This window comes from Enterococcus sp. AZ129 (assembly GCF_051714505.1).
GTDB classification, from domain to species: domain Bacteria; phylum Bacillota; class Bacilli; order Lactobacillales; family Enterococcaceae; genus Enterococcus; species Enterococcus faecalis.
Map to the genome: position 1 here is coordinate 1,379,838 of NZ_JBIORY010000001.1, position 23,006 is coordinate 1,402,843.

Consider the following 23,006-nt stretch of genomic DNA (forward strand, 5'->3'; position numbering starts at 1 on the left):
TCGTTTGTGATTATCGATGGATTTACGTTATTGCTATTTTTATTTGTCGTCGTTATGTATGGTTACTTTTACTTCGTACGTAAAAGTATTGTAATTCCGGCTGCAAAACATCCTACAACAAAATATCTAGTTGCTTTTTTTAGTTTAATGATTCTGGCCAATGCATTTTCGGCAGGAGATAAAATTGAAATGATTCGAAGTGTGTTATATATTTTGATCATCTTCAGTTTTCTTTACGATGCAAGAGGTTTTGCGGAGGACTGTATTATTACGCATCCTTTTGACAATCGGGGCACGGCCTTTAAAGATATCGAAAAGATTGTCCTTGTTCAAAAGCCGAATGGTATTCGTTTAGGGTATTTAAAAAAAGGCAGAAGAGGGGTGGTTTTACGCTTTTCTGCGCCACTAGAAGAAATGGTTCTTTTTCTTTCAACACGGATGAATGAAGAGGCAGAAATTGATATTATTGTTAATGAAGATTAACCATGTTCAGCTCCTAGAAATCAGCTTTTCCCGCGTTAAGTTTTGTCTGAATTTCTTTTGAAAAAAAGAAAGCAATTTTGCTTGTACTTTTGGTAAAATTTGTTATAATTAGTCAGATTAAATTTTGGAAGGAAGTTGTTTCGGTGAGTGAAGAATTTGAAAAGTGTGTCGCTGACTTGAAAAAGAAATATCAAGCAATCCCTGAAGAAAAACGACAACACTTTGCAGAACGTATGCAAAAGAAAAATTTCTTACGCTACAAAAAAATTGAATTAATTAAAGGAGAACTTCTTCGTTTAGAAGCACGACGCGCTCAATTGGAACTTTGCGAACGCAGTTCTGAGTTAGAAGAAGTCGAAAAGAAAATTATTCTTAAAAAGAAAAAATTACTTAAATGTTTTGATCGGTAAGTCAATAAAAATTTAATATAGAAGGGAATGATAGGATGGAATTTACCTTTCTAATCATTGTTTTTGCACTGTCTATTACCTTCTCAAACATATTCAACCGGATTGTTCCCGTCATTCCGCTGCCAATTGTGCAAATTATTGTAGGCGTTCTAATTGGTTTAACTAAAATGGGGCAGGAAATTGAATTTGAGCCTGAAGTGTTTTTAGTAATGATTATTGCACCGCTTTTATTTAGAGAAGGGGAGCTAATCAATCTGAAAGCAATGATGAAAAATTTCGGGATGATTCTTTTCTTGGCCTTTTTTGGTGTGTTAATTACCTTAGTCGGAGTCGGCTGGACCTTGCATATGATTTTGCCTACTTTACCATTAGCCGCTTGCTTCGCTTTTGGGGCGGCTTTAGGGCCAACGGATGCGGTGGCGGTAGGTTCGTTATCAGGTCGAATTGACATTCCTGAACGTTCGATGAACATTTTATCTGGTGAAGGACTCATTAATGATGCATCAGGCGTTACAGCCTTTCAATTTGCATTAGCGGCTTTATTAACGGGGTCATTTTCGCCGGTGGAAGCGGCAGGGACCTTGGTTATTTCCAGTATTGGTGGAGCGGTAGTCGGAATCGTGTTAGTTCTATTAAAACAGCAAATTGTTCATTTACTTGAAACTGCAGTGGCAAAAGATGTTACAGGCTACTTGTTGATTGAATTACTCTTGCCATTTATTGCTTATTTAATTTCAGAGTTGATTGGCGTTTCTGGAATTATTGCCGCTGTGATTGCTGGAATTATGCAAGCGTCTAGTTTGAAAAAAGTTTCGCTTTTTGAAGCAGAACTGTCAAATGTTGGCGAAAGTATTTGGAGTATGATTGAGTTCACTTTAAATGCTTTAGTTTTCTTATTCTTAGGAATTGAACTTTCTCAAGTGTTTTCGCCAATTTGGATTGACCAACAATATTCAAACTGGTTCCTACTAATGGTTGTTCTAATTATTAGCGCCGTTGTCTTTTTGATTCGTTTCTTAGCCATTTTCAGTGTTTACACGCTTCAACATGGCCTTAAAAAAGTTAAAAACGCAATGAATGAAATGCTGATTTTAACTTTTGGCGGTGTTAAAGGAACAGTGAGTTTAGCCACCATCTTTATTTTGCCAACAGCGATTAACGGCGAGCATTTTAAAGAACGACCGTTATTACTATTCATTACGGCTTGTGTTATTTTGGTGACTCTGATTGGCGGGATTCTAGTTTTACCATTTTTAACTGATTCAGAGACGGAAGTGGAAAATGAAGAGTCAGTCGAAATTGATTTATTACGTGATGTCATTGATGTCTTAAAACAGCAAAATGAAGAGAATCCTCGTGGTGAAATGAATGCGGTCATTGAAAATTATCAAGATCGTTTAAAAGAATTGTATACCGAGCAGCTAAGTGCGGAACGAAAACAAGAAGTGCAAGAGTTGCGGACGTTAATTGTGTCCATTGAACGAGACGGCTTAGAAGAAAGTCTGAAACAAGGAGAAATTAGTGTCAGAAGTTATCGTATGTATCAACGCTTGATTACACGGATGCAACGGTCGATTGCCAAACAATTATTATCGATTGTAGGCTTTTGGTTATTATTTGCTCGACAAATCATTTCGATTCTTTTACATCCTAAGCTATTTTTCAATCGTGGTGAAGCTTCTGAAGAAGAAAAAGAATTACGAAATGAAGAACTAGAAAATATTCGCCAAGTTTTTCTAAGAAATTCTCAAGTTATTCTGAAGAGTTTAGATAATTTGCGCGGTGTTTATGATGATGATTTAATTGATTTCTTCATTGACGGACGCTTGGATTTAGCCCATAAGTTTGAAAAAGGCGAATTTATTGATTCGTATATTGTTCATACGGAGACAGACTATGTCAAAGACCTATTATTAGGCTTCCAAGAAGAACGACGGATGATTGATCATTACGAACAATCTGAACGCATTTCAATTATCGAAGCGAACGAGTTACGAAAAAATGTCAATTTATTAGAGAGTTATTCGATTAGCGGCGAAGTGAATAACGTTCCGCTGAAACGATTTGTTAAAAATTTTAATAAAGAATAAGTAATAGTGTATGAGATGAAACCAAGACGATTTTTATCTCATGCACTTTTTTTATAATCCAATTTTTGATACAATAAGCAAGACCAAAATAGAAGGAGTTGGTAGTGTCGGTGAAAGAATTAAAAGTAACAGATTTAACCAAAACATATGGGGAAAAAACACTATTTGATCATCTTTCTTTTTTGATTCATGAAAAAGATCGCATTGGTTTAATTGGGATTAACGGCACAGGGAAAACCAGTTTATTAAATATTATTGCTGGCGTAGATAGCGGTGATGGTGATCTTGCTGCAATTCAGCAGCCAAGTGATTATCAAATTGGGTACCTTTCCCAGAATCAAACATTTGACGAGAATATTACGATTGCAGAAGCCGTGTTTCAGGGAGACAGCCCGATCATAAAAGCGGTCAAAAATTATGAATTAGCGTTAGCTGCTTTAAGTGAGAATGGTTTAGACGAAGGGGTTCAAAGACGTTACACGCAAGCAGAAGAAGCCATGAATAAACAAGATGCTTGGACAGCAGATACCAATGCAAAAATTATTTTACAAAAATTAGGCATTCCCACATTGGAAAAGAAAATAGGTGAGCTTTCTGGTGGGCAGTTAAAACGAGTAAGCTTGGCGCAAGTCTTAATTGAAGCGCCTGATTTACTGTTATTGGATGAACCAACGAACCATCTGGATTATGAAACGATTGAATGGCTGGAAAACTTTTTAAATAACTATCGTGGCGCGGTTTTAATGGTGACCCATGACCGCTACTTTTTAGATCGAGTAACCAATCGGATTTTCGAACTTTCTTTTGGAAAACTGTATGAATACAAAGGAAACTATGAAACGTATGTGATGGAAAAAGCCGAACGTGAACGTGTCGCTGTAGAACAAGAAGAAAAAAGAAAACGCCTCTTCAAACAAGAACTTGCGTGGATGCGAGCAGGCGTTCAAGCACGAGGAACGAAACAGCAAGCAAGAATTGATCGGTTTCAGGATTTAAAAGAAAACTTGCATCAGGTACAAACCAATGGCACCTTAGAAGTAGACTTTGCCACGCAGCGTTTAGGGAAAAAAGTTCTGGAAATCAAGGAAGGAAATTATGCCATTGATCATAAACAGCTTTTGAAAGACTTTAATTTACTCATTCAAGCAAACGATCGAATTGGCATTACTGGTAAAAACGGTGCAGGCAAATCCACATTATTAAATATTTTAGCTGGCCGCATTCCTTTAGAGAGTGGTCTATATAGTATCGGTGAAACCGTCCGAATTGGCTATTATACCCAGCAAAACGAAGAAATGGATCCTAATCAACGGATGATTGCTTATTTGCAAGAAGCAGCAGAAGAAGTGAAACGCAGTGATGGAAGCAGCGTTGGGGTCGCTGAAATGTTAGAGCGCTTTTTATTTCCTCGTTTTATGCATGGCACACTGATTGGCAAACTGTCTGGTGGAGAAAAACGCCGGTTATATCTCTTAAAATTATTAATTAGTCAGCCTAACGTGTTATTATTGGATGAGCCAACCAACGATTTAGACATTGATACGTTGACCATTTTAGAAGATTATATTCAAACGTTCAAAGGAGCGGTAATTGCGGTTTCTCATGACCGTTATTTCTTGGATAAAACAATGGATAAATTGTTAGTTTTTCAAGGAAATAGTCAGATCCTATCATTTTATGGCACGATGAGTGAATATTTGGCGAACCAAAAAGAACAAGAAAAGGTCAAAGAAAAACCACTCAATAAACCAGTAAAAGAAGCATCGACAGAAAAGAAAGAAAAAACAAAGCTGACTTATATGGAACAAAAAGAGTGGGCAACAATTGAAGAAGACATCACACAATTAGAAACGAAATTAGAAACATTAACTGAAGAAATGAATCATCAGGGTGATGATTTTGTTCGTTTACAAGAACTACAAGAAGCGATAACAGCAACGGAACAATTGTTAGAAGAAAAAATGAATCGTTGGGAATACTTGAGTGAATACGCGGATTAAGAGACGGAGGGAATAAGATGGAAGAAGCATACTTAGCGCTAGGAAAAAAGATTTTAGAAGATGGTCATTTTAAAGAAGACCGTACAGGAACTGGTACGTATAGTTTATTTGGCTATCAAATGCGTTTTGATTTGGCCAAAGGATTTCCCTTACTAACAACCAAACGAGTACCGTTTGGCTTGATTAAAAGTGAGTTATTGTGGTTTTTAAAAGGCGACACGAATATTCGCTATTTGTTAGAGCGAAATAATCATATTTGGGATGAATGGGCGTTCGAACGTTACGTAAAAAGCGCAGATTATCAAGGACCAGACATGACGGATTTTGGGCATCGTGTCTTACAAGATCCAGCGTTTGCAGAACAATACAAAGAAGAACATCAAAAGTTCTGTGACGCCATTTTAAATGATGCAGAGTTTGCAGAAAAATATGGTGAATTAGGGAATATTTATGGTGCGCAATGGCGTCACTGGGAAACCAAAGATGGTAGCTTTATTGATCAATTAGCTAATGTGATTGAAATGATTAAAACCAATCCTGATTCTCGCCGTTTAATTGTTTCCGCTTGGAATCCAGAAGATGTGCCTTCAATGGCGTTGCCGCCTTGTCACACTATGTTTCAATTTTATGTAAATGAAGGAAAATTAAGCTGTCAACTTTATCAGCGCAGTGCCGATGTTTTTTTAGGTGTTCCTTTTAACATTGCAAGCTATGCTTTATTGACACATCTGATTGCGCATGAAACAGGTTTAGAAGTGGGGGAGTTTGTACACACGCTAGGAGATGCCCACTTATATCAAAATCATGTGGAACAAATGCAAGAACAATTATCACGAGAAGTTCGTTCTTTCCCAACGCTCGTTTTGAATCCAGACAAGGCTTCTGTTTTTGATTTTGATATGGAAGATATTAAAGTAGAAGGCTATGACCCACATCCAACGATTAAAGCGCCGATTGCCGTATAAAAAGGAGAGAGAAGCTATGTTAGCAGCCATTTGGGCCCAAGATGAACAAGGAGTGATTGGTAAAGAAGGCAAATTGCCTTGGCATTTACCCAACGACTTGAAATTTTTCAAGGAAAAAACAATTCATAATACATTGGTCTTAGGACGTGCAACTTTCGAAGGCATGGGATGTCGTCCGTTACCAAATCGAACAACGATTGTTCTTACCAGTAATCTGGATTACCAAGCTGAAGGCGTTTTGGTTATGCATTCCGTAGAGGAGATTCTTGCGTATGCTGACAACTATGAAGGCGTGACCGTTATTGGTGGAGGTTCTGTCGTTTTTAAAGAACTGATTCCCGCATGCGATGTCTTATATCGGACGATGATTCATGAAACATTTGAAGGCGACACCTTCTTTCCAGAAATTGACTGGTCTGTTTGGGAAAAAGTTGCCACTGTTCCCGGCGTCGTGGACGAGAAAAATCTCTATGCACATGACTATGAAACGTATCATCGAAACGATAAATAATAAAATGAAGGGAGGCATGAGCAATGCCGACATTGAAAGAAAAAATTATTCAAGAGAGTCAACGTTTAGGCATCGATAAAATCGGCTTTACTCATGCTGAACCATTTATTGAATTAGAAGATTCTCTGCATGAACAACGAGAGCGAGGATATAACTCGGGATTTGAACATCAAAATGTGGAAGAACGAATTTACCCAGAAAAAACGTTTGAGCATCCTAAAAGTATTATCTCCATTGCTTTAGCTTATCCCACCAAAGCTCAGGAAAAAATGCCTAGAGATGAAAAGCGTGGACAATTTGCGCGAGCCTCTTGGGGAATTGATTATCATCACATTTTGCAGGATCGGTTGCAAAAATTAATTGCTTTTATTGAAGAGCAAGCTGCCACTGAAGCAGAAAAAGAACACTGGCGCTTTCGGCCGCAAGTAGATACTGGCGAATATGTTGACACCGCTGTTGCTCAGCGGGCGGGTTTAGGATTCATTGGTAAAAATGGTCTACTGATTACCGAAGAATTTGGTTCCTTTGTATATTTAGGTGAGGTGACCACCAACATTCAATTTGAACCAGATGAACCTGTTCCAAATGGTTGCGGTGATTGTACTCGTTGTATCACAGGGTGTCCTACAGGGGCTTTGTTAGGGGACGGTCGAATGAATGCTCAAAAATGTTTGTCTTATCAAACGCAAACAAAAGGCATGATGCCTGAAGAGTATCGGAAAAAAATGCGTAACGTCATTTATGGTTGCGACATTTGTCAGCTGGTTTGCCCTTATAATAAAGGAAAAGATTTTCATTTTCATGAAGAGATGGAACCAAAGATTGAAGAAGTTTATCCCAAATTGGCACCGTTATTAACTATTTCCAATAAAGAATTTAAACAGCAATTCGGACACTTAGCAGGCTCTTGGCGTGGTAAAAAACCATTGCAACGGAATGCTTTAATTGCGTTAGCGAATTTGGGCGGCCGTGAAGCTATCCCACAAATTATTCTCTGTTTAAATGATCAGCGTCCTGTCATTCGTGGAACAGCTGCTTGGTCGTTAGGTCAGCTCGCAAAAAGAGAACCCGAGCAAAGTTTAGAAGCTTTAAATTATCTACTTTCTGTAGAAACTGAAGAAGAGGTTATCGAGGAAGCCCAAAAGGCTATTCACTTGTTAACAAGCAAAAAAGGAAGCCGCTCAACGGAGTGACTTCCTTTTTTTATTAAATATGATTGCGATATAAACCAACAACTTTACCTAAAATTGTAACGTTATCTAAAAGAATAGGCGCTAATGCATCATTTTCAGGCTGCAAGCGGATATGATCTACTTCTCGGAAGAATCGTTTACAGGTTGCTTCATCTTCATCGGTCATTGCGATTACGATGTCGCCATTATTGGCATTCGATTGCTTACGAACAATCACTTGGTCGCCATCTAGAATACCTGCGTTAATCATACTTTCTCCTCGAATCGTCAACATAAATAAAGCATTTTCTTCTGTACGTAAATCAGGAGGTAACGGGAAGAAATCTGATGCTTCTTCCACCGCTAAAATTGGTTCACCAGCAGTTACGACACCTAACATCGGAATAGTTGTCGGTTGAATCCCGATCTTTTCCAAGCCTTCTGGTGTTAATTCGATTGCTCGCGGTTTTGTTGGGTCACGTAAGATTAGACCCTTTTTTTCAAGACGAGCTAAATGTCCGTGAACGGTAGAAGTTGAGGATAAATCAACAGCCTTCCCAATTTCGCGAACGGTTGGCGGATAACCCTTTAATTCGACTTGTTCGTATATATATTTAAGTACTTCTAATTGTCTTGTTTCTGTACGTTTCGCCAAAACCCGCACCTTCTTTCAATTGATAAAATTAGTGTACCATAAAATGCGAACGAAATCAAACAAGCGTTCGTGTTTTATAAATATCAGAATATAGTTGTTTTTTTAAGGCAGTTCTTATAATATAGACAGTGAGAGTAAGGAGGGATTTTGATGTTATCGAAAGAAAAAATTGCCCGTATAAATGAATTAGCGAATAAAGCAAAAGTGGAAGAACTTAGTGCGAAAGAAAAAGTCGAACAACAAGAATTACGTAAAGAGTATTTAGAAGCATTTCGTGGAGGGATGCGTCACCATATTGAAGGAATGAAGGTCGTGGATCAAGAAGGGACCGATGTGACTCCTGAAAAACTAAAACAAATTCAACGTGAAAAAGGACTTCACAACAGAAAGTAATTGCTTTCATTGTCGAAATAAGCTACACTATGAATAAAGGTAAAAAAAACCTAAATTAGGAGATGATTTTTTTGTTTGACAAGACAGATCAATTGGGCGTTAATACAATCCGGACATTAAGTATTGAAGCCGTACAAAAAGCGAACTCAGGACATCCTGGTTTACCAATGGGTGCTGCCCCAATGGCGTATGCACTTTGGACAAAACATTTAAAGGTGAACCCAACAACTTCTAGAAACTGGGTTGATCGTGATCGTTTTGTACTTTCAGCAGGCCACGGCTCTGCAATGTTGTACAGCTTATTACATCTATCAGGATACAACGTAACAATTGACGATTTGAAAAATTTCCGTCAATGGGATAGTAAAACACCAGGGCATCCAGAAGTGCACCACACAGATGGTGTTGAAGCAACAACAGGACCTCTAGGACAAGGGATTGCTATGGCTGTTGGTATGGCAATGGCTGAAGCGCATTTAGCTGCAACTTATAATCGTGATAGTTTCCCTATTATGGATCATTATACGTACGCAATTTGTGGTGACGGCGATTTAATGGAAGGTGTTTCTCAAGAAGCAAGTTCAATGGCTGGTCATATGAAATTAGGTAAATTAATTGTCTTGTACGATTCAAATGACATCTCATTAGATGGACCAACTTCTAAAGCCTTTACTGAAAATGTTGGGGCTCGTTATGAAGCATACGGATGGCAACATATTTTAGTTAAAGATGGCAATGATTTAGATGAAATAGAGGCTGCGATTGAAGCGGCTAAAGCTGAAACAGATAAACCAACATTGATTGAAGTTAAAACAGTCATTGGTTACGGAGCACCAAAAGAAGGAACTTCTTCCGTTCACGGCGCGCCAATTGGTGAAGAGGGCATTACAGCGGCTAAAGCTGTTTATGGTTGGGAATATCCTGACTTTACTGTGCCAGAGGAAGTCGCTGCTCGTTTTAAAGAAACGATGATTGACGAAGGCCAAAAAGCAGAAGCGGCTTGGAATGAGATGTTTAAGAACTATGAACATGCGCATCCAGAATTAGCCAAACAATTTAAAGAAGCTTTTGCCAACCGATTACCTGAAGGTTGGGAACAAGAATTACCTAAATATGAACTAGGAACAAGTGCCGCAAGTCGTGTAACAAGTAAAGAAACGATTCAAGCTATTTCAAAAGTTGTTCCAAGTTTCTGGGGCGGTTCAGCTGATTTATCAGCCTCAAATAATACAATGGTTGCTGCAGAAAAAGATTTCGAACCTGGTCAATACGAAGGCCGTAATATTTGGTTTGGTGTTCGCGAATTTGCAATGGCTGCAGCAATGAACGGGATTCAATTACACGGTGGTAGCCATGTTTATGGCGGGACATTCTTCGTCTTTACTGACTACTTGCGTCCAGCAATCCGTTTAGCCGCTTTACAAAAAGTTCCTGTAACTTACGTCTTAACGCATGACTCTGTTGCGGTGGGTGAAGATGGGCCAACACACGAACCAATTGAGCAATTAGCAAGTGTTCGTTGCATTCCAAATGTTCATGTGATTCGTCCAGCAGACGGCAATGAAACTGTTGCTGCTTGGAAAATTGCTATGACTTCTACGGAAACACCAACTATTTTAGTTCTAAGTCGTCAAAACTTACCTGTTTTAGAAGGAACGTTAGAACACGCTTCTGATTCTGTTCAAAAAGGTGCTTATGTATTGTCACCACAAAAAGGTGAACAACCAGCAGGGATTTTAATTGCGACTGGTTCTGAAGTAAATCTAGCAGTGGAAGCACAAGCGAAATTAGCGGAAGAAGGCATCGATGTATCTGTCGTGTCAATGCCAAGTTTTGATTTATTTGAAAAACAATCTGCTGAATATAAAGAAAGTGTGTTACCTAAAGCTGTGACCAAACGTGTGGCGATTGAAGCTGCAGCAAGCTTTGGTTGGGAACGCTATGTAGGAACAGAAGGCAAAACAATTACAATTGATCACTTCGGCGCTTCTGCACCTGGCGGTCTAGTTCTTGAAAAATTCGGCTTTACTCCTGAAAATGTGGTTAATACCTATAAATCACTATAAATAAACGATAAAAAACCTGAATGCTTGTGATAGCATTCAGGTTTTTTTGCTTCATTTCTTTTTGGGAGCAAAGAGCATAAAGTGGAAAAATAATGCGAACAATTGGAACCCAATACCAGTTAAAGTAACACCAGACCAAGCATAGTTTTGCCACATTAATGTACCAATCAATGAACCCAGTGAACCGCCGATGAAATAGAAAAACATAAAGACGGTATTGTTACGATTGCTGGCTTCTTCTCCTAAATTTTGGACGCGTGTTTGATTGGCTACTTGCCCAAATTGAGTACCGATATCTAAAACAATAATTGCTAAGATTAGTAAGACCACATGTGTTCCACCTAGAAAAAGTAAGATAAAACTACCGAACTGCATCAACAGGCCAATCAAAACAATCTTCCGTTCTGGATAATAATCGGATAGACGACCAATGATGGGTGCTACGAATGCTCCCGATAAACCAAAAATTGCTAAAATACCGACTTCTTTCGGTCCCCAATAATAAGCTGGACTACTAACAAAGAAAATTAATGTAGACCAAAAGATTGAAAAGGTTGCAAACATAAAAAAGCCATTGACAGTTGCTTCTCTTAACAAAGGTTGCGATTTGATTAGCTTAGGAAGACTTTTCAAAGAACCTAAATAAGTTAATCGATTTGAAGTTTGAGTATGTATCACTGTTTTGGGCAATTTTAATTGAAGTAGAACGACCAATGCTAACACGAATATTACGGCGATTAAGTAGACTGTTCGCCAAGAAGCTGCACTAGCAATGAAACCCGAGATCGTTCGAGACAATAAAATCCCTGTCAATAGTCCGCCCAGCATTCGACCTGTTACTTTACCACGGTTCGCTGGCCCCGCCATGACCGCTGCATAAGGAATAATAATTTGGGCGACAATAGAGAGCAACCCAATAAAAAAAGAAGAGAGTGCAAACAGGAGAAAACTTGGTGCAAAAAACGCAGCACTTAGAGACAGCGAGGAGAGCGCAGCTACTCGAATGATTAATTTGCGGCGATCAACGACATCGCCTAATGGAACAAGAAAAAGTAAGCCTAGCGCATACCCTAATTGGGTCAGCATAGTAACAAAACCAATAGAACCAATACTGACTTGAAAGGCCTGAGCAATTTGGGTGCCAATTGGTTGAATATAATACATATTGGCGACCACGCCCCCGCAAGTTAACGCTAATAAAAACGTCACTTGATTTGTTAAACCCGATTGTTGTTTCTTCATCTAACCACCTACATTTCTATGTAATTCATTTTGTAATACAACAACTACTCGGTAATAGTTGTTTTGACTACAAAAACAGACTTCTCTTATAAAGTTTGTTCAAAAAGTGACAAGTCCATTAAAAATTTTATCACAATAAATAAAGAAAAGTAAGAGGATAAATAACAAAAATCTCATCAAATTGAAAAGAAGAAGTGGTTGTTTTCACAAGTGTGAAGAGGGTTAATTAAATACAAACAAGATTTCAATTACATTACAGAAATTTTAAAACTCAAAATTTAATACGTTTATTTCTTGTTTCAATAGGAAATTAACGGTAAAATAGAAAAGTGAGACAGTGAGGAGGAAAAATGAATGAGCGAACAGTTAACAAGAAGTAGTAAACATATTCAAAAAGCTCTTAAAAAGCAAAAAGCTTATAAACGTGCTACCGCCGTTGCGGGGACTTCAATGATTTTAGCACCTGTGGTTGGTGCTGCGGTACCTGCCCAAGCAGAATCAAGCCAGCAAGCATTTATTAATGAAATCGGAAATTCAGCAGCAGCCGTTGCCAATAGCAATGATATGTATGCTTCCGTCATGATTGCTCAAGCGTTGCTAGAAAGTAGTTATGGTAGTTCTGGGTTAGCATCTGCACCGAACTATAACTTGTTTGGTGTAAAAGGAAGTTATAATGGACAATCTGTTTATATGCCAACAAAAGAATATTTAGACGGACAATGGGTGACCGTCACAGCAGCATTTAGAAGTTATAATTCTTATGCGGAATCGTTCCAAGATCATGCCAATGTTATTCGTTCCACTGCTTTTGGGGATACATACCATTATTCAGGCGTTTGGAAGAGTAATACTAGCAGTTATCGCGATGCAACAGCCGCTTTAGCTGGAAGTTATGCAACTGATCCAGGCTATGCCGAAAAATTGAATTGGTTAATTGAAGCATATAATTTAACTCAATATGATTGGGGAGCACCAGTCGCTCAAACCACTAGTTATTCAGATACAACGGGAACCGTTGATACAACAATCGATACAGCGGCTTCTGCAACAGCAACAGCAGAAACTGTAGCTAGTCAAAGTTACACTGTCGCAAACGGCGACACATTGTGGGACATTGCTGCACGTTTTGGAACGACAGTTGATAATTTAATGTCACTAAATGGATTAACATTGGATTCTGTTTTATCGGTGGGTCAAACCATCCAAATCGGTTAATTTTGCAATTATTTAGTTGAAGAAAGACCTTACAAAAGCAGTAGTTTTTGTAAGGTCTTTTATCGTGAAAATAGGTAGGGCCAGCAGCAATTATTTGATGAGCATAATCCGTTTTTTTATTTAATTTTTCACAAACTAAAATTCGTTTTTCTGGTAGAAATCGTTTTTTTGAGCTATGCTTAGAGAAAGAATTATTATATTGTTTGTAAAATTGGAGGATGTAGGATTATGACTAAAGGTTATGTAAAATCAGTAACAGAGTTAATTGGTCAAAGCCCAGTTGTGAAATTAAAACGGATGGTACCAGAAGGAGCTGCAGATGTTTTTGTTAAACTAGAATTCTTTAATCCTGGTGGCAGTGTGAAAGATCGAATTGCTTTAAGCATGATCCAACAAGCCGAAGCAGATGGTCGCCTAAAACCTGGACAAACAATTATTGAGCCGACTAGTGGTAATACAGGCATTGGGTTAGCAATGGTAGGTGCTGCGTTGGGATATCCAGTTAAGATTGTGATGCCAGATACTATGAGTATTGAACGCCGCAAATTAATGCAAGCATATGGGGCTGATCTATTATTAACCCCTGGTGCCGAAGGAATGAAAGGGGCAATTGCAAAAGCCACAGCATTAGCAGAAGAACACGGATACTTCATGCCTTTGCAATTTAATAATCCAGCTAATCCAATGGTACATGAACAAAAAACAGGAAAAGAAATTGTTGATGTCTTCGGTAAACGTGGCTTAGATGCGTTTGTTTCTGGTGTTGGCACTGGAGGAACCGTTACAGGAGTTGGCCATGAATTGAAACGGATTTTTCCAGATATTGAAATTGTTGCAGTAGAACCAACGGAGTCGCCTGTTTTAGAAGGTGGCGAACCAGGTCCACATAAAATCCAAGGAATAGGCGCTGGTTTTGTCCCAGACGTTTTAGACACCACCGTTTATCAAAAAGTTGCCGCTGTTTCTAGTGAAGACGCATTAGAAACTGCTCGTTTAATGGGGCCAAAAGAAGGCATCCTTGTGGGGATTTCAGCAGGGGCAGCAATTAAAGCCGCCATTGATTTGGCAGTCGAATTAGGCGCAGGCAAACGTGTCTTAGCGCTGGTTCCGGATAACGGTGAACGTTATCTTTCGACAGCTCTTTACGAATTTCCAGAATAAAAAACACGCCAAAAAACGAGCATTTCTCTTAGTTTAGTAAAATGCTCGTTTTTTCCACGAGAATCCTACAATAATTCTTGTCAATCGTAATAAGAAATAGTATTATTTAAGAAAGATAGACAGGGGAGGGATACAAAGATGGACAACGTATTGGTTAAAAATGCACTTGCTGAATTAAAAGAAGCCAATATCCGAATTACTCCGCAACGTTATGCTATCTTGGAATATTTAATCGAAAATCATACACACCCAACAGCTGATGAAATTTATCGCGCACTAGAAGATCATTTTCCAAATATGAGTGTAGCAACGGTTTACAACAATCTACGTTTATTTACTGAAATCGGTTTCGTTCAAGAAATGAGTTATGGCGATGCATCTAGTCGTTTTGATTTTAGTTCGAAGAAACATTATCACGTGATTTGTCAAAAATGTGGTAAAATCGTTGATTTTCATTATCCAGGGTTAGAGGACGTTGAAATGGCCGCTAGTAAATTAACAGGCTTCGAAATTAATGAACATCGTTTAGAATTATATGGATTATGTCCAGATTGCCAACAAGCACAACAGGAGAATGTGTAAAAAATTACATACTGTTAAAAATTTATCAAAAGATAAGTCACTTGTCTAGGCAAATTTCACAAGCGTAAGAGTTTTCACTCTTATGCTTGTTTTTTTGTGTGGTTATTGACTTTTAAATTCTTAAAAACAAAAAATTAACTAGCTATTATTAAGAATTAGCAACATTTTGTGAATTTTTTTATATGCGATTCACAAGCATAGAACTCGAATAAGCTTGATTCCTCTGATATATTTTAAACAGACAGAGGGAGACGTCACCTCTGCAAAACAAAGATTGTGAAAGAAGGGATTTACAACATGAAAGTCGTAGTCGTAGGATGTACCCATGCTGGAACTTCAGCAGTTAAAAGTATTTTAGCAAATCACACGGAGGCGGAAGTCACTGTATATGAAAGAAATGACAATATTTCCTTCCTATCTTGCGGAATTGCCTTGTACGTTGGAGGCGTAGTTAAAAATGCTGCTGATTTATTTTATTCAAATCCAGAAGAACTGGCTTCTTTAGGAGCAACAGTGAAGATGGAACACAATGTTGAAGAAATCAACGTGGACGACAAAACTGTTATAGCGAAAAACTTACAAACGGGTGCAACAGAGACCGTTTCTTATGATAAATTAGTAATGACAACTGGTTCTTGGCCAATTATTCCACCAATTCCAGGAATTGATGCTGAAAATATTTTATTATGTAAGAACTATTCACAAGCCAACGTGATCATCGAAAAAGCGAAAGATGCCAAACGTGTCGTTGTCGTTGGTGGCGGTTATATTGGTATTGAATTAGTAGAAGCTTTTGTAGAATCAGGTAAACAAGTTACTTTAGTTGACGGGTTAGACCGCATTTTAAATAAATATTTAGATAAGCCATTCACAGATGTTCTAGAAAAAGAATTAGTTGATCGTGGCGTTAATTTAGCTTTAGGTGAAAATGTCCAACAATTCGTAGCAGATGAGCAAGGAAAAGTAGCAAAAGTCATTACACCAAGTCAAGAATTCGAAGCAGATATGGTGATTATGTGTGTTGGTTTCCGTCCAAATACAGAATTATTAAAAGATAAAGTTGACATGTTACCAAATGGTGCAATTGAAGTCAATGAGTATATGCAAACAAGCAATCCTGATATTTTTGCTGCGGGTGATAGTGCAGTTGTTCACTACAACCCAAGTCAAACAAAAAATTATATCCCATTAGCAACGAATGCTGTTCGTCAAGGTATGCTAGTAGGTCGTAATTTGACTGAACAAAAATTGGCTTATCGTGGCACACAGGGAACTTCTGGTTTATATTTATTCGGTTGGAAAATTGGTTCAACAGGTGTGACAAAAGAAAGTGCCAAATTAAACGGACTAGATGTCGAAGCAACTGTTTTCGAAGATAACTATCGTCCAGAGTTTATGCCAACAACTGAAAAAGTTCTGATGGAATTAGTCTATGAAAAAGGAACACAACGCATTGTTGGTGGTCAATTGATGTCTAAATATGATATCACACAATCTGCCAATACTTTATCGTTAGCGGTCCAAAATAAAATGACTGTCGAAGATTTAGCGATTTCTGATTTCTTCTTCCAACCACATTTTGATCGCCCTTGGAACTACTTAAACTTATTAGCCCAAGCCGCTTTAGAAAATATGTAATTAATAATAATAGAAAAAGGATGAAGAACAGAAGTTCTTCATCTTTTTTGTTAGTCACTAAGCGCTCCAGTTGTTTGGTTCATTAATGCCATTAATTGCTCTTTCGTTGTTCGTTTGATAGAAAGAGGGGGGAGATTATCTAAAGAAAAATAAGCACAATTCGAGGTTTCAATGTTTTTTTCAAAGGGATGATTTTCTAAAATCTCACAAGAAAAGATCATTTTATAGTACTGAAATAGTTGAGGAATGTCTTTTCGTTTATCTGTATCATAAACAGCAAGCAATTCTTTTGCTGTAACAACTAAGCCAGTTTCTTCCAATACTTCTTTTTCAATATTTTCTTTAGGAGAGCAGCCAATTTCGGCATAGCCACCAGGTAATGACCATTCTTTGGTCCGTAAATCTTCAACTAATAAAAAACGATTCTCTTTTTTTATCAAACCGCGAACATCTACTTTCGGTGTTGGATAACCTTCCTCTTTAGTTAAGATTTTTTCTAAGTCGGGCAAGACAGTCGCTTCGTGTCCGGTTGCGCTAATAAGTTGTAACGTAAGTTCCCGTAGTTCTTGGTAACGTTCTTGATCAAAAGCATCTTTCCCGTAAAAAAGACCTGCATCTGCCAATGCTAGCAATCGCTTGTAGGTGTTCAGATAATCCATATACGCACGCTCCTCATAGACTTAATACGTTTAGTTTAACAGAAAAAAACAAAGGAAGGGCAGATTTAGCGAGAAAAGGCGTCGTTTTAAGGAAATAATAAAGAATAAATGACTAACTTACATTTTTAAACTACCTATGCTATTATTTAATAAAAAGGATTGGGTATACAATAATTTTGTTATGTAAACAAAAAGGAGGTTGTAAATTGAAAGAATTTACAATTATAAGGGAAAAAAATGCAGATAAAAAGACTCAGGCAGCACAAGAAGTATTGTTTAATCTTCCAGAATGGTTTGGCCTTGAAAAAGAGACCCGCAAGTATATCGATATAGCTAGCACTTTACCTATGTGGGTGGCAAAGGATGTAGAGAATAAAATACTCGGTTTTATAACACTTTCAGAAACAAGTAAAGATACAGTAGAAATCCATTGTATGGCAGTTAAAAAGCGGTATCATCGCAAAAGTATCGGCAAGTTATTGATAGAAAGCGTGGAAACGTATTCTAAAAATAACTATTTTTTTATTCAAGTCAAAACAGTTGACGAAGGAAATTATTCCGTGTACGATCATACTATTCGTTTTTACGAATCATTGGGTTTTAAGCGCCTTGAGGTTTTTCCGACATTATGGGACGCTTGGAATCCTTGTTTAATTTTAATTAAACACTTGATTTAATCTACAAAGGAGTTTTAGTATGTCAGTATTTATTAGAGAGTGTACCGTCGCAGACGTACCAGAATTAGAGGCCATTTGCCAAGAGACTTTTGCAGATACTTATGGAGATGGCGAAAACGAAGAGGATTTACAGGCACATTATGAGAGGAAATTTAGTCCAGCAGTTTTAGAAAGCGAAATCTTACATAAAGATTCGCAATATTTCTTTGCTTTTTATAATAATGAACTTGCAGGTTATGTGAAATTAAATCACGGTGATGCTCAGATTACCTATCAACATCCACAAGCGTTACAAGTTGAGCGCATTTATATTCGTAAATCTTTTAAGCGTTTAGGCTTAGGCAAACATTTGATTACGAAAGCAATTGAATTAGCAGAAGAAGCAGAAAAAGAGACGGTTTGGCTAGGTGTTTGGGAACATAATCATCCAGCGCAAAAATTTTATCAATCATTGGGCTTCGTCAAAACAGATGAACATGATTTTTATATGGGAAATGAACGCCACACCGATTATACAATGACGAAACAGTTAAAAGAGTCAACGTAAAGCAAAAACAAGGAAACGGACGCAATGAAGCCGACGATTCCTTGTTTTTTTATCTTAAAATTGTGAAGGAGATTTTCCATAATATTTTTTGAATAATTTACTAAAATGATAGGCATCTTCGTAACCAACCGTTTTTGCCACTTCTTTGACACTTAAGGAATCATTTTTCAGCAATTCTTTCGCATGGTTTAAGCGGATTTGAATTAAATAATTGATTGGCCCAACGCCTGTGGCCGCTTTAAAGGTTTTCGACAAATAAGTCGGGGTAACATATAACATTTCAGCTAACTGTTCCAAAGTAATTTCTTCGTCATGGTGGGTTTCCAGATAATAAATCGTATGATTGACTAAATTTCTTTTTCTTTTTTCCGTTTTCGATAGCCGAGTTTCAATTTTATTTTCTTGATCAACTGCTAAGCTTCTTAAAATATAGACCAATAGTTCAATAACTAAAGCTTTAATTTGTAACGCTGATTCAACTTCTTGATGGTTTAATTCATGAACAATTTGCCAAGCTTTTTCTAAAAAAGCACCATGTAAATGACTTAAATCTAATAAAGCTGATTTATTTGGAAATACGTTTCGCGCTAAGCCTTCTAAATAGAGATTTGAAATGCCAATGTGTAGTTGATGTGAGTAAGTTCCTGCTTTTTGTTGCTCACCATGTTCCGTTCGTGGATTAAAAAGAAACACTGTACCAGCAGTGGCATGGTACTGTTGCCCTTGAACAATATATTCAGATTCACCTTCTAAAAGAATAGATATTTCCAGAAATTCATGATGATGACAATTATAAGGGTGGGTCTCTTCGTTCCAAGGATCAAAGGCATATAAAATTTCAGGATTAAACGTTCGACTATTTGTGTAGTTCATAAAAAATCACTCCTACTTGTATCCGCTTTCTATACTATATTGTACATCAAAATATACAAGAATGCCCATTTCTTTTCCTATAAAAAAACAGTAATCTTATACACGTCCATAAAAACAAGAGAGAGTAGGGGAGAAAATGAATAGTTTTGAATGGATTTGGCAATATGCTAAAAAAAATAAGAATAAGTTACTGCTAGCTGTTATTTTTGTCGTTATTAACGCTATTTTAATTGTTATTATTCCATTGTTATCTGGCAGAATTGTAGACCAAGTAATCAATCAGGGGAAGATTGAAGAGCTTGTCCCAATTCTTGGGATTATGATTGGGGTGACCGTTATTCGGACAGTTGTTCGTTATAGTTATCAAGTCTTGTTTGAATCGGTCGGACAATCTGCGTTATTTGACTTAAGAAAAGATATGTATATCAAACTTCAAGAATTAGATTTTGATTTCTTTAATCATACACGTGTTGGCGACATTATGGCGCGAATGACAGGGGATACAGACGCTATCCGCCATTTCGTTTCTTGGGTCACTTATAACCTTTTAGAATGTATTTTATGGTTCATCGCAGCCGTGATTGTGATGGGGACGATCAATTGGCAATTGATGCTGGCATTAATTTTAATTACGCCTTTGATTTTTCTGTTAACACAAAAAATGTCGAAGGAATCGCATCCGGTATTTTTTGAGATTCGGGAAAGTTTTTCTCGGTTAAATTCAATGGTCGAAGAAAATATTGGTGGAAATCGGGTGGTTAAAGCTTTTTCTCAAGAACCTTATGAAATTGAAAAGTTTAACAAGCACAATGAAGACTATAAAAAATGGAATATGGCTTCCGCAGATGTCTCTAAAAAATATTTACCGTGGTTAGACGGTTTTGCAGGTAGTTTAAATGTTATTGCCTTAGTTCTTGGTGGCCTCTTTGTAATTCAAGGTCGGATGACAATTGGTGATTTAGTGGCCTTTAACGGCTTTCTCTGGATGTTGAACATGCCGATGCGAATGAGTGGCTGGTTGATCAATGATGTGCAACGCTTTACGGCATCGTCCATTAAAATTCGTCAGTTATTAGCAACGAAACCGAAGATTCCCATTGCTCGGGAAAAAGAAGCAGAACCAATCCAAGGCTATGTGACGTTTGATCACGTGTCCTTTCATTTTTCAGATGATCCTGAAACCCCCATTTTATCGGATGTTTCATTTTCAGCAAAACCTGGTGAAACAATTGGTATTTTAGGGGAAACTGGTTCAGGCAAAACCACTTTAGTTAACTTAATCGCTCGGTTCTACGATCCAACAAAAGGCACTGTTTATATTGATGGAAAAGATGCTAAAAGCTATTCTGTTCGTAAATTGCGAGAAAATATCTCCATGGTTATGCAAGATGTCTTTCTTTTTTCCAATACAATAGAAGATAACATTGCTTTTGGTAACACATTGGCTAACTTGGAACAAGTGCAAATGATGGCTGAAATTGCTGATGCCCATAGCTTTATTTCCAGAATGCCCGAAGGTTATGCAACAATTGTTGGTGAACGCGGCGTTGGCCTATCTGGTGGCCAAAAACAGCGGATTTCACTGGCCCGTGCTTTAACCAAAGATCCAGCTATTTTAATTTTAGATGACACAACTTCCGCTGTTGATATGGAAACAGAATCAAAAATTCAAAAAGAACTAGGCCGTTTGACGGAAAAGAAAACGACATTTATTATTGCCCACCGAATTTCTTCTGTGAGAGAGGCCAATTTAATTTTGATGATGGAAAAAGGCCGCGTGGTGGAAAGCGGTACGCATAGCGAATTAGTCGAACAAAAAGGCAAATATTTTGACGTATATCAAAAACAATTAGGTCTGACAAAGGAAGGTGAGTCGCGTGGCTAGAAATACGTTTGATGTGGATGAGACTTTAGAAAAAGAATTTAATTGGTCTCACTATAAACGATTAGGCGCCTATATTAAGCCTTACAAAAAAGCTGTTTTTAAAACATTATTTGTCATCATATTAGCTAATCTGGCAAGTATGTTAGGCCCTTACTTTACTAAAATTGCGATTGACCAAGTAATTCCACAAAAGAATCTCTCGTTACTCTTAATACTAGGGGCTATTTTCCTATTTTCCTTGGTGATTATTGGTTGGTGTATGCGTTATCGGATATATGCCATCACAGAAATTGGACAAGATATTTTAAAAGATATGCGTTTTTCAATTTTTGAGCATCTACAAAAATTACCATTTTCTTATTTTGACAGTCGGCCGCATGGAAAAATCTTAATTCGGGTGGTCAATTACATCAATACGTTAAGTGATTTACTAAGTAACGGATTGATCAATTTAATTTCTGATTTATTTAATGTGATTATCACCTTAATTTTCATGTTATTTATTGATGTGAAATTAACCTTATACAGTTTGCTGCTATTGCCTGTGTTGTTCGTGATGGTTCTGTTTATCCAAGGGAAACAACGGAAAGCTTACCAAGAGCTTAGCAATAAACAATCAAACTTAAATGCCTATATTCATGAAAGTATTTCAGGAATTAAAATTACACAATCTTTTGCACGAGAGGATGAAAATTTCCAGATTTTTAACGAGGTAAGCGAAGAATATCGTCAATCCTTTATGAAAGCTGTGCGTGTCCAGTATTTATTATGGCCAGCAGTGCAAAATATATCCGTCATTACGACTTGTTTTATCTATTTCGTAGGAATCCGTCAATTAGGTGTGTCCGTTACCACTGGGATGCTAATTGCTTTTATCGGTTATATCAATAACTTTTGGAATCCGGTCATCAATATTGGTAACTTCTACAATTCTCTGATTACTGCAACTGCCTATTTGGAAAGGATTTTTGAAACGATGGATGTTGTTCCAGAAATTCAAGATGCGCCGCACGCTATTGAGTTGCCGCCAATTAAAGGAACCGTCGACTTTCAGCATGTTTATTTCCGTTATGAAGAAGGAAAAAATATTTTGACCGATGTTAGTTTTCATATTGAGCCAGGACAAACAATCGCCTTGGTTGGGCCAACAGGTGCGGGTAAAACAACAATCATCAATTTGTTAAGTCGTTTTTATGATGTGAATGAAGGGGCCGTTAAAATTGATGGTTATGATGTTCGCGATGTGACACTCCGTTCGTTAAGAAAACAAATGGGGGTAATGCTTCAAGATACGTTTATTTTTTCAGGAACGATTATTGAAAACATTCGGTACGGAAATTTAGCAGCCACAGAGGAAGAAGTCATCCAAGCCGCAAAAATTGTTCGTGCGCACGATTTTATCAAGGATTTAAAAGATGGCTATGAAACAGTTGTGGAAGAGCGGGGTAGTACACTCTCGGCAGGACAACGCCAATTAATTTCATTTGCTCGTGCTTTACTGGCAGATCCCAAAATTTTAATTTTAGACGAAGCAACCTCCAGTATTGATACAAAAACAGAAGAATTGTTACAAGAAGGACTACAACAACTTCTGAAAGGACGGACATCGTTTATTATTGCTCATCGACTTTCTACCATCAAAAATAGCGATAAAATTTTCTATATTGATGGTGGTCGTATTGTGGAAGAAGGATCTCATGATCAACTAATGGCAAAACATGCGTTATATCATCATTTATATCAATCGCAATACGACTTATTAAAGAGTTAGATGATAAAACA

The 23,006-nt window shown here is 37.5% G+C and carries 21 protein-coding genes; 17 read left to right on the forward strand and 4 right to left on the reverse strand.

Annotated features, from left to right (window positions below):
• Nucleotides 1-6 precede the first annotated feature (6 nt).
• The 7 genes from IGJ90_RS06850 (at nucleotide 7) to queG (ending at nucleotide 7,652) form a co-directional block, all read left to right on the forward strand.
• Nucleotides 7-483 carry a hypothetical protein gene (locus IGJ90_RS06850; RefSeq protein WP_002369392.1) on the forward strand — a complete coding sequence of 159 codons (477 nt, stop codon included), beginning with the start codon at nucleotides 7-9 and terminating at the stop codon, nucleotides 481-483.
• Nucleotides 484-560: 77 nt separating this feature from the next.
• Nucleotides 561-893, forward strand: a complete 333-nt coding sequence (locus tag IGJ90_RS06855; RefSeq protein WP_002357572.1) for an ACP phosphodiesterase — start codon at nucleotides 561-563, stop codon at nucleotides 891-893.
• A 35-nt stretch (nucleotides 894-928) separates the two neighbouring features.
• A complete protein-coding gene (locus tag IGJ90_RS06860; RefSeq protein WP_002360309.1) occupies nucleotides 929-2,983 on the forward strand; it encodes a cation:proton antiporter in 2,055 nt (684 codons plus the stop codon).
• Nucleotides 2,984-3,093: 110 nt separating this feature from the next.
• The gene (locus IGJ90_RS06865) at nucleotides 3,094-4,983 is read left to right on the forward strand and encodes an ABC-F family ATP-binding cassette domain-containing protein (protein ID WP_438767845.1); all 1,890 of its coding nucleotides are present in this window, start codon (nucleotides 3,094-3,096) and stop codon (nucleotides 4,981-4,983) included.
• A gap of 17 nt (nucleotides 4,984-5,000) precedes the next feature.
• The gene (locus IGJ90_RS06870) at nucleotides 5,001-5,948 is read left to right on the forward strand and encodes a thymidylate synthase (protein ID WP_438767847.1); all 948 of its coding nucleotides are present in this window, start codon (nucleotides 5,001-5,003) and stop codon (nucleotides 5,946-5,948) included.
• Between the two features lie 16 nt (nucleotides 5,949-5,964).
• Nucleotides 5,965-6,459, forward strand: coding sequence for a trimethoprim-sensitive dihydrofolate reductase (gene dfr, locus IGJ90_RS06875; protein WP_002366693.1), 495 nt, complete (start codon nucleotides 5,965-5,967; stop codon nucleotides 6,457-6,459).
• A gap of 23 nt (nucleotides 6,460-6,482) precedes the next feature.
• Nucleotides 6,483-7,652, forward strand: a complete 1,170-nt coding sequence (queG, locus tag IGJ90_RS06880) for a tRNA epoxyqueuosine(34) reductase QueG (protein ID WP_002366694.1) — start codon at nucleotides 6,483-6,485, stop codon at nucleotides 7,650-7,652.
• Between the two features lie 13 nt (nucleotides 7,653-7,665).
• On the opposite strand, the gene lexA is transcribed toward queG, so the two are convergent.
• Entirely contained in the window at nucleotides 7,666-8,286 is a 621-nt protein-coding gene (gene lexA / locus IGJ90_RS06885; protein ID WP_002357566.1) for a transcriptional repressor LexA, read from the reverse strand.
• Between the two features lie 150 nt (nucleotides 8,287-8,436).
• Between lexA and IGJ90_RS06890 the strand changes: the two genes are divergently transcribed.
• Both IGJ90_RS06890 and tkt read left to right on the forward strand, forming a co-directional pair.
• Nucleotides 8,437-8,679, forward strand: coding sequence for a DUF896 family protein (locus IGJ90_RS06890; protein WP_002384502.1), 243 nt, complete (start codon nucleotides 8,437-8,439; stop codon nucleotides 8,677-8,679).
• Nucleotides 8,680-8,750: 71 nt separating this feature from the next.
• Nucleotides 8,751-10,745: a transketolase gene (gene tkt, locus IGJ90_RS06895; protein ID WP_002366695.1), complete on the forward strand. Its 1,995-nt coding sequence runs from the start codon at nucleotides 8,751-8,753 to the stop codon at nucleotides 10,743-10,745.
• A 51-nt stretch (nucleotides 10,746-10,796) separates the two neighbouring features.
• On the opposite strand, the gene IGJ90_RS06900 is transcribed toward tkt, so the two are convergent.
• The gene (locus IGJ90_RS06900; RefSeq protein WP_002366696.1) at nucleotides 10,797-11,987 is read right to left on the reverse strand and encodes an MFS transporter; all 1,191 of its coding nucleotides are present in this window, start codon (nucleotides 11,985-11,987) and stop codon (nucleotides 10,797-10,799) included.
• Between the two features lie 354 nt (nucleotides 11,988-12,341).
• On the opposite strand from IGJ90_RS06900, the gene IGJ90_RS06905 reads away from it, so the two are divergent.
• The 4 genes from IGJ90_RS06905 to IGJ90_RS06920 all read left to right on the forward strand — a co-directional run bounded on the left by IGJ90_RS06905 (nucleotide 12,342) and on the right by IGJ90_RS06920 (nucleotide 16,583).
• Nucleotides 12,342-13,202, forward strand: a complete 861-nt coding sequence (locus IGJ90_RS06905) for a glucosaminidase domain-containing protein (protein ID WP_002357562.1) — start codon at nucleotides 12,342-12,344, stop codon at nucleotides 13,200-13,202.
• A gap of 228 nt (nucleotides 13,203-13,430) precedes the next feature.
• Nucleotides 13,431-14,363: a cysteine synthase A gene (gene cysK, locus IGJ90_RS06910; protein ID WP_002366697.1), complete on the forward strand. Its 933-nt coding sequence runs from the start codon at nucleotides 13,431-13,433 to the stop codon at nucleotides 14,361-14,363.
• A 138-nt stretch (nucleotides 14,364-14,501) separates the two neighbouring features.
• A complete protein-coding gene (locus IGJ90_RS06915; RefSeq protein WP_002357560.1) occupies nucleotides 14,502-14,945 on the forward strand; it encodes a Fur family transcriptional regulator in 444 nt (147 codons plus the stop codon).
• A gap of 297 nt (nucleotides 14,946-15,242) precedes the next feature.
• On the forward strand, nucleotides 15,243-16,583 hold the full coding sequence (locus IGJ90_RS06920) for an NADH oxidase (RefSeq protein ID WP_002366698.1): 1,341 nt from the start codon (nucleotides 15,243-15,245) through the stop codon (nucleotides 16,581-16,583).
• A 50-nt stretch (nucleotides 16,584-16,633) separates the two neighbouring features.
• On the opposite strand, the gene IGJ90_RS06925 is transcribed toward IGJ90_RS06920, so the two are convergent.
• Nucleotides 16,634-17,242 (reverse strand): NUDIX hydrolase N-terminal domain-containing protein, encoded by a 609-nt coding sequence (locus IGJ90_RS06925; protein ID WP_002360295.1) that lies wholly within the window; start codon nucleotides 17,240-17,242, stop codon nucleotides 16,634-16,636.
• Nucleotides 17,243-17,418: 176 nt separating this feature from the next.
• On the opposite strand from IGJ90_RS06925, the gene IGJ90_RS06930 reads away from it, so the two are divergent.
• Together IGJ90_RS06930 and IGJ90_RS06935 are read left to right on the forward strand one after the other, a co-directional pair.
• Complete coding sequence (locus IGJ90_RS06930) at nucleotides 17,419-17,919, forward strand: GNAT family N-acetyltransferase (protein WP_438767851.1); 501 nt, start codon at nucleotides 17,419-17,421, stop codon at nucleotides 17,917-17,919.
• Between the two features lie 19 nt (nucleotides 17,920-17,938).
• On the forward strand, nucleotides 17,939-18,466 hold the full coding sequence (locus IGJ90_RS06935; protein WP_002357555.1) for a GNAT family N-acetyltransferase: 528 nt from the start codon (nucleotides 17,939-17,941) through the stop codon (nucleotides 18,464-18,466).
• 54 nt (nucleotides 18,467-18,520) lie between these two features.
• Here IGJ90_RS06935 and IGJ90_RS06940 read toward each other — a convergent pair whose 3' ends face one another.
• Nucleotides 18,521-19,339 carry a helix-turn-helix transcriptional regulator gene (locus IGJ90_RS06940; protein WP_002357554.1) on the reverse strand — a complete coding sequence of 273 codons (819 nt, stop codon included), beginning with the start codon at nucleotides 19,337-19,339 and terminating at the stop codon, nucleotides 18,521-18,523.
• A 136-nt stretch (nucleotides 19,340-19,475) separates the two neighbouring features.
• Here IGJ90_RS06940 and IGJ90_RS06945 point away from each other — a divergent pair, with 136 nt between their 5' ends.
• Together IGJ90_RS06945 and IGJ90_RS06950 are read left to right on the forward strand one after the other, a co-directional pair.
• Nucleotides 19,476-21,224 (forward strand): ABC transporter ATP-binding protein, encoded by a 1,749-nt coding sequence (locus IGJ90_RS06945; RefSeq protein ID WP_002371139.1) that lies wholly within the window; start codon nucleotides 19,476-19,478, stop codon nucleotides 21,222-21,224.
• Nucleotides 21,217-22,995 carry an ABC transporter ATP-binding protein gene (locus tag IGJ90_RS06950; RefSeq protein WP_438767853.1) on the forward strand — a complete coding sequence of 593 codons (1,779 nt, stop codon included), beginning with the start codon at nucleotides 21,217-21,219 and terminating at the stop codon, nucleotides 22,993-22,995. The genes IGJ90_RS06945 and IGJ90_RS06950 overlap by 8 nt, the downstream gene beginning before the upstream one ends.
• The last annotated feature ends 11 nt before the right edge of the window (nucleotides 22,996-23,006 follow it).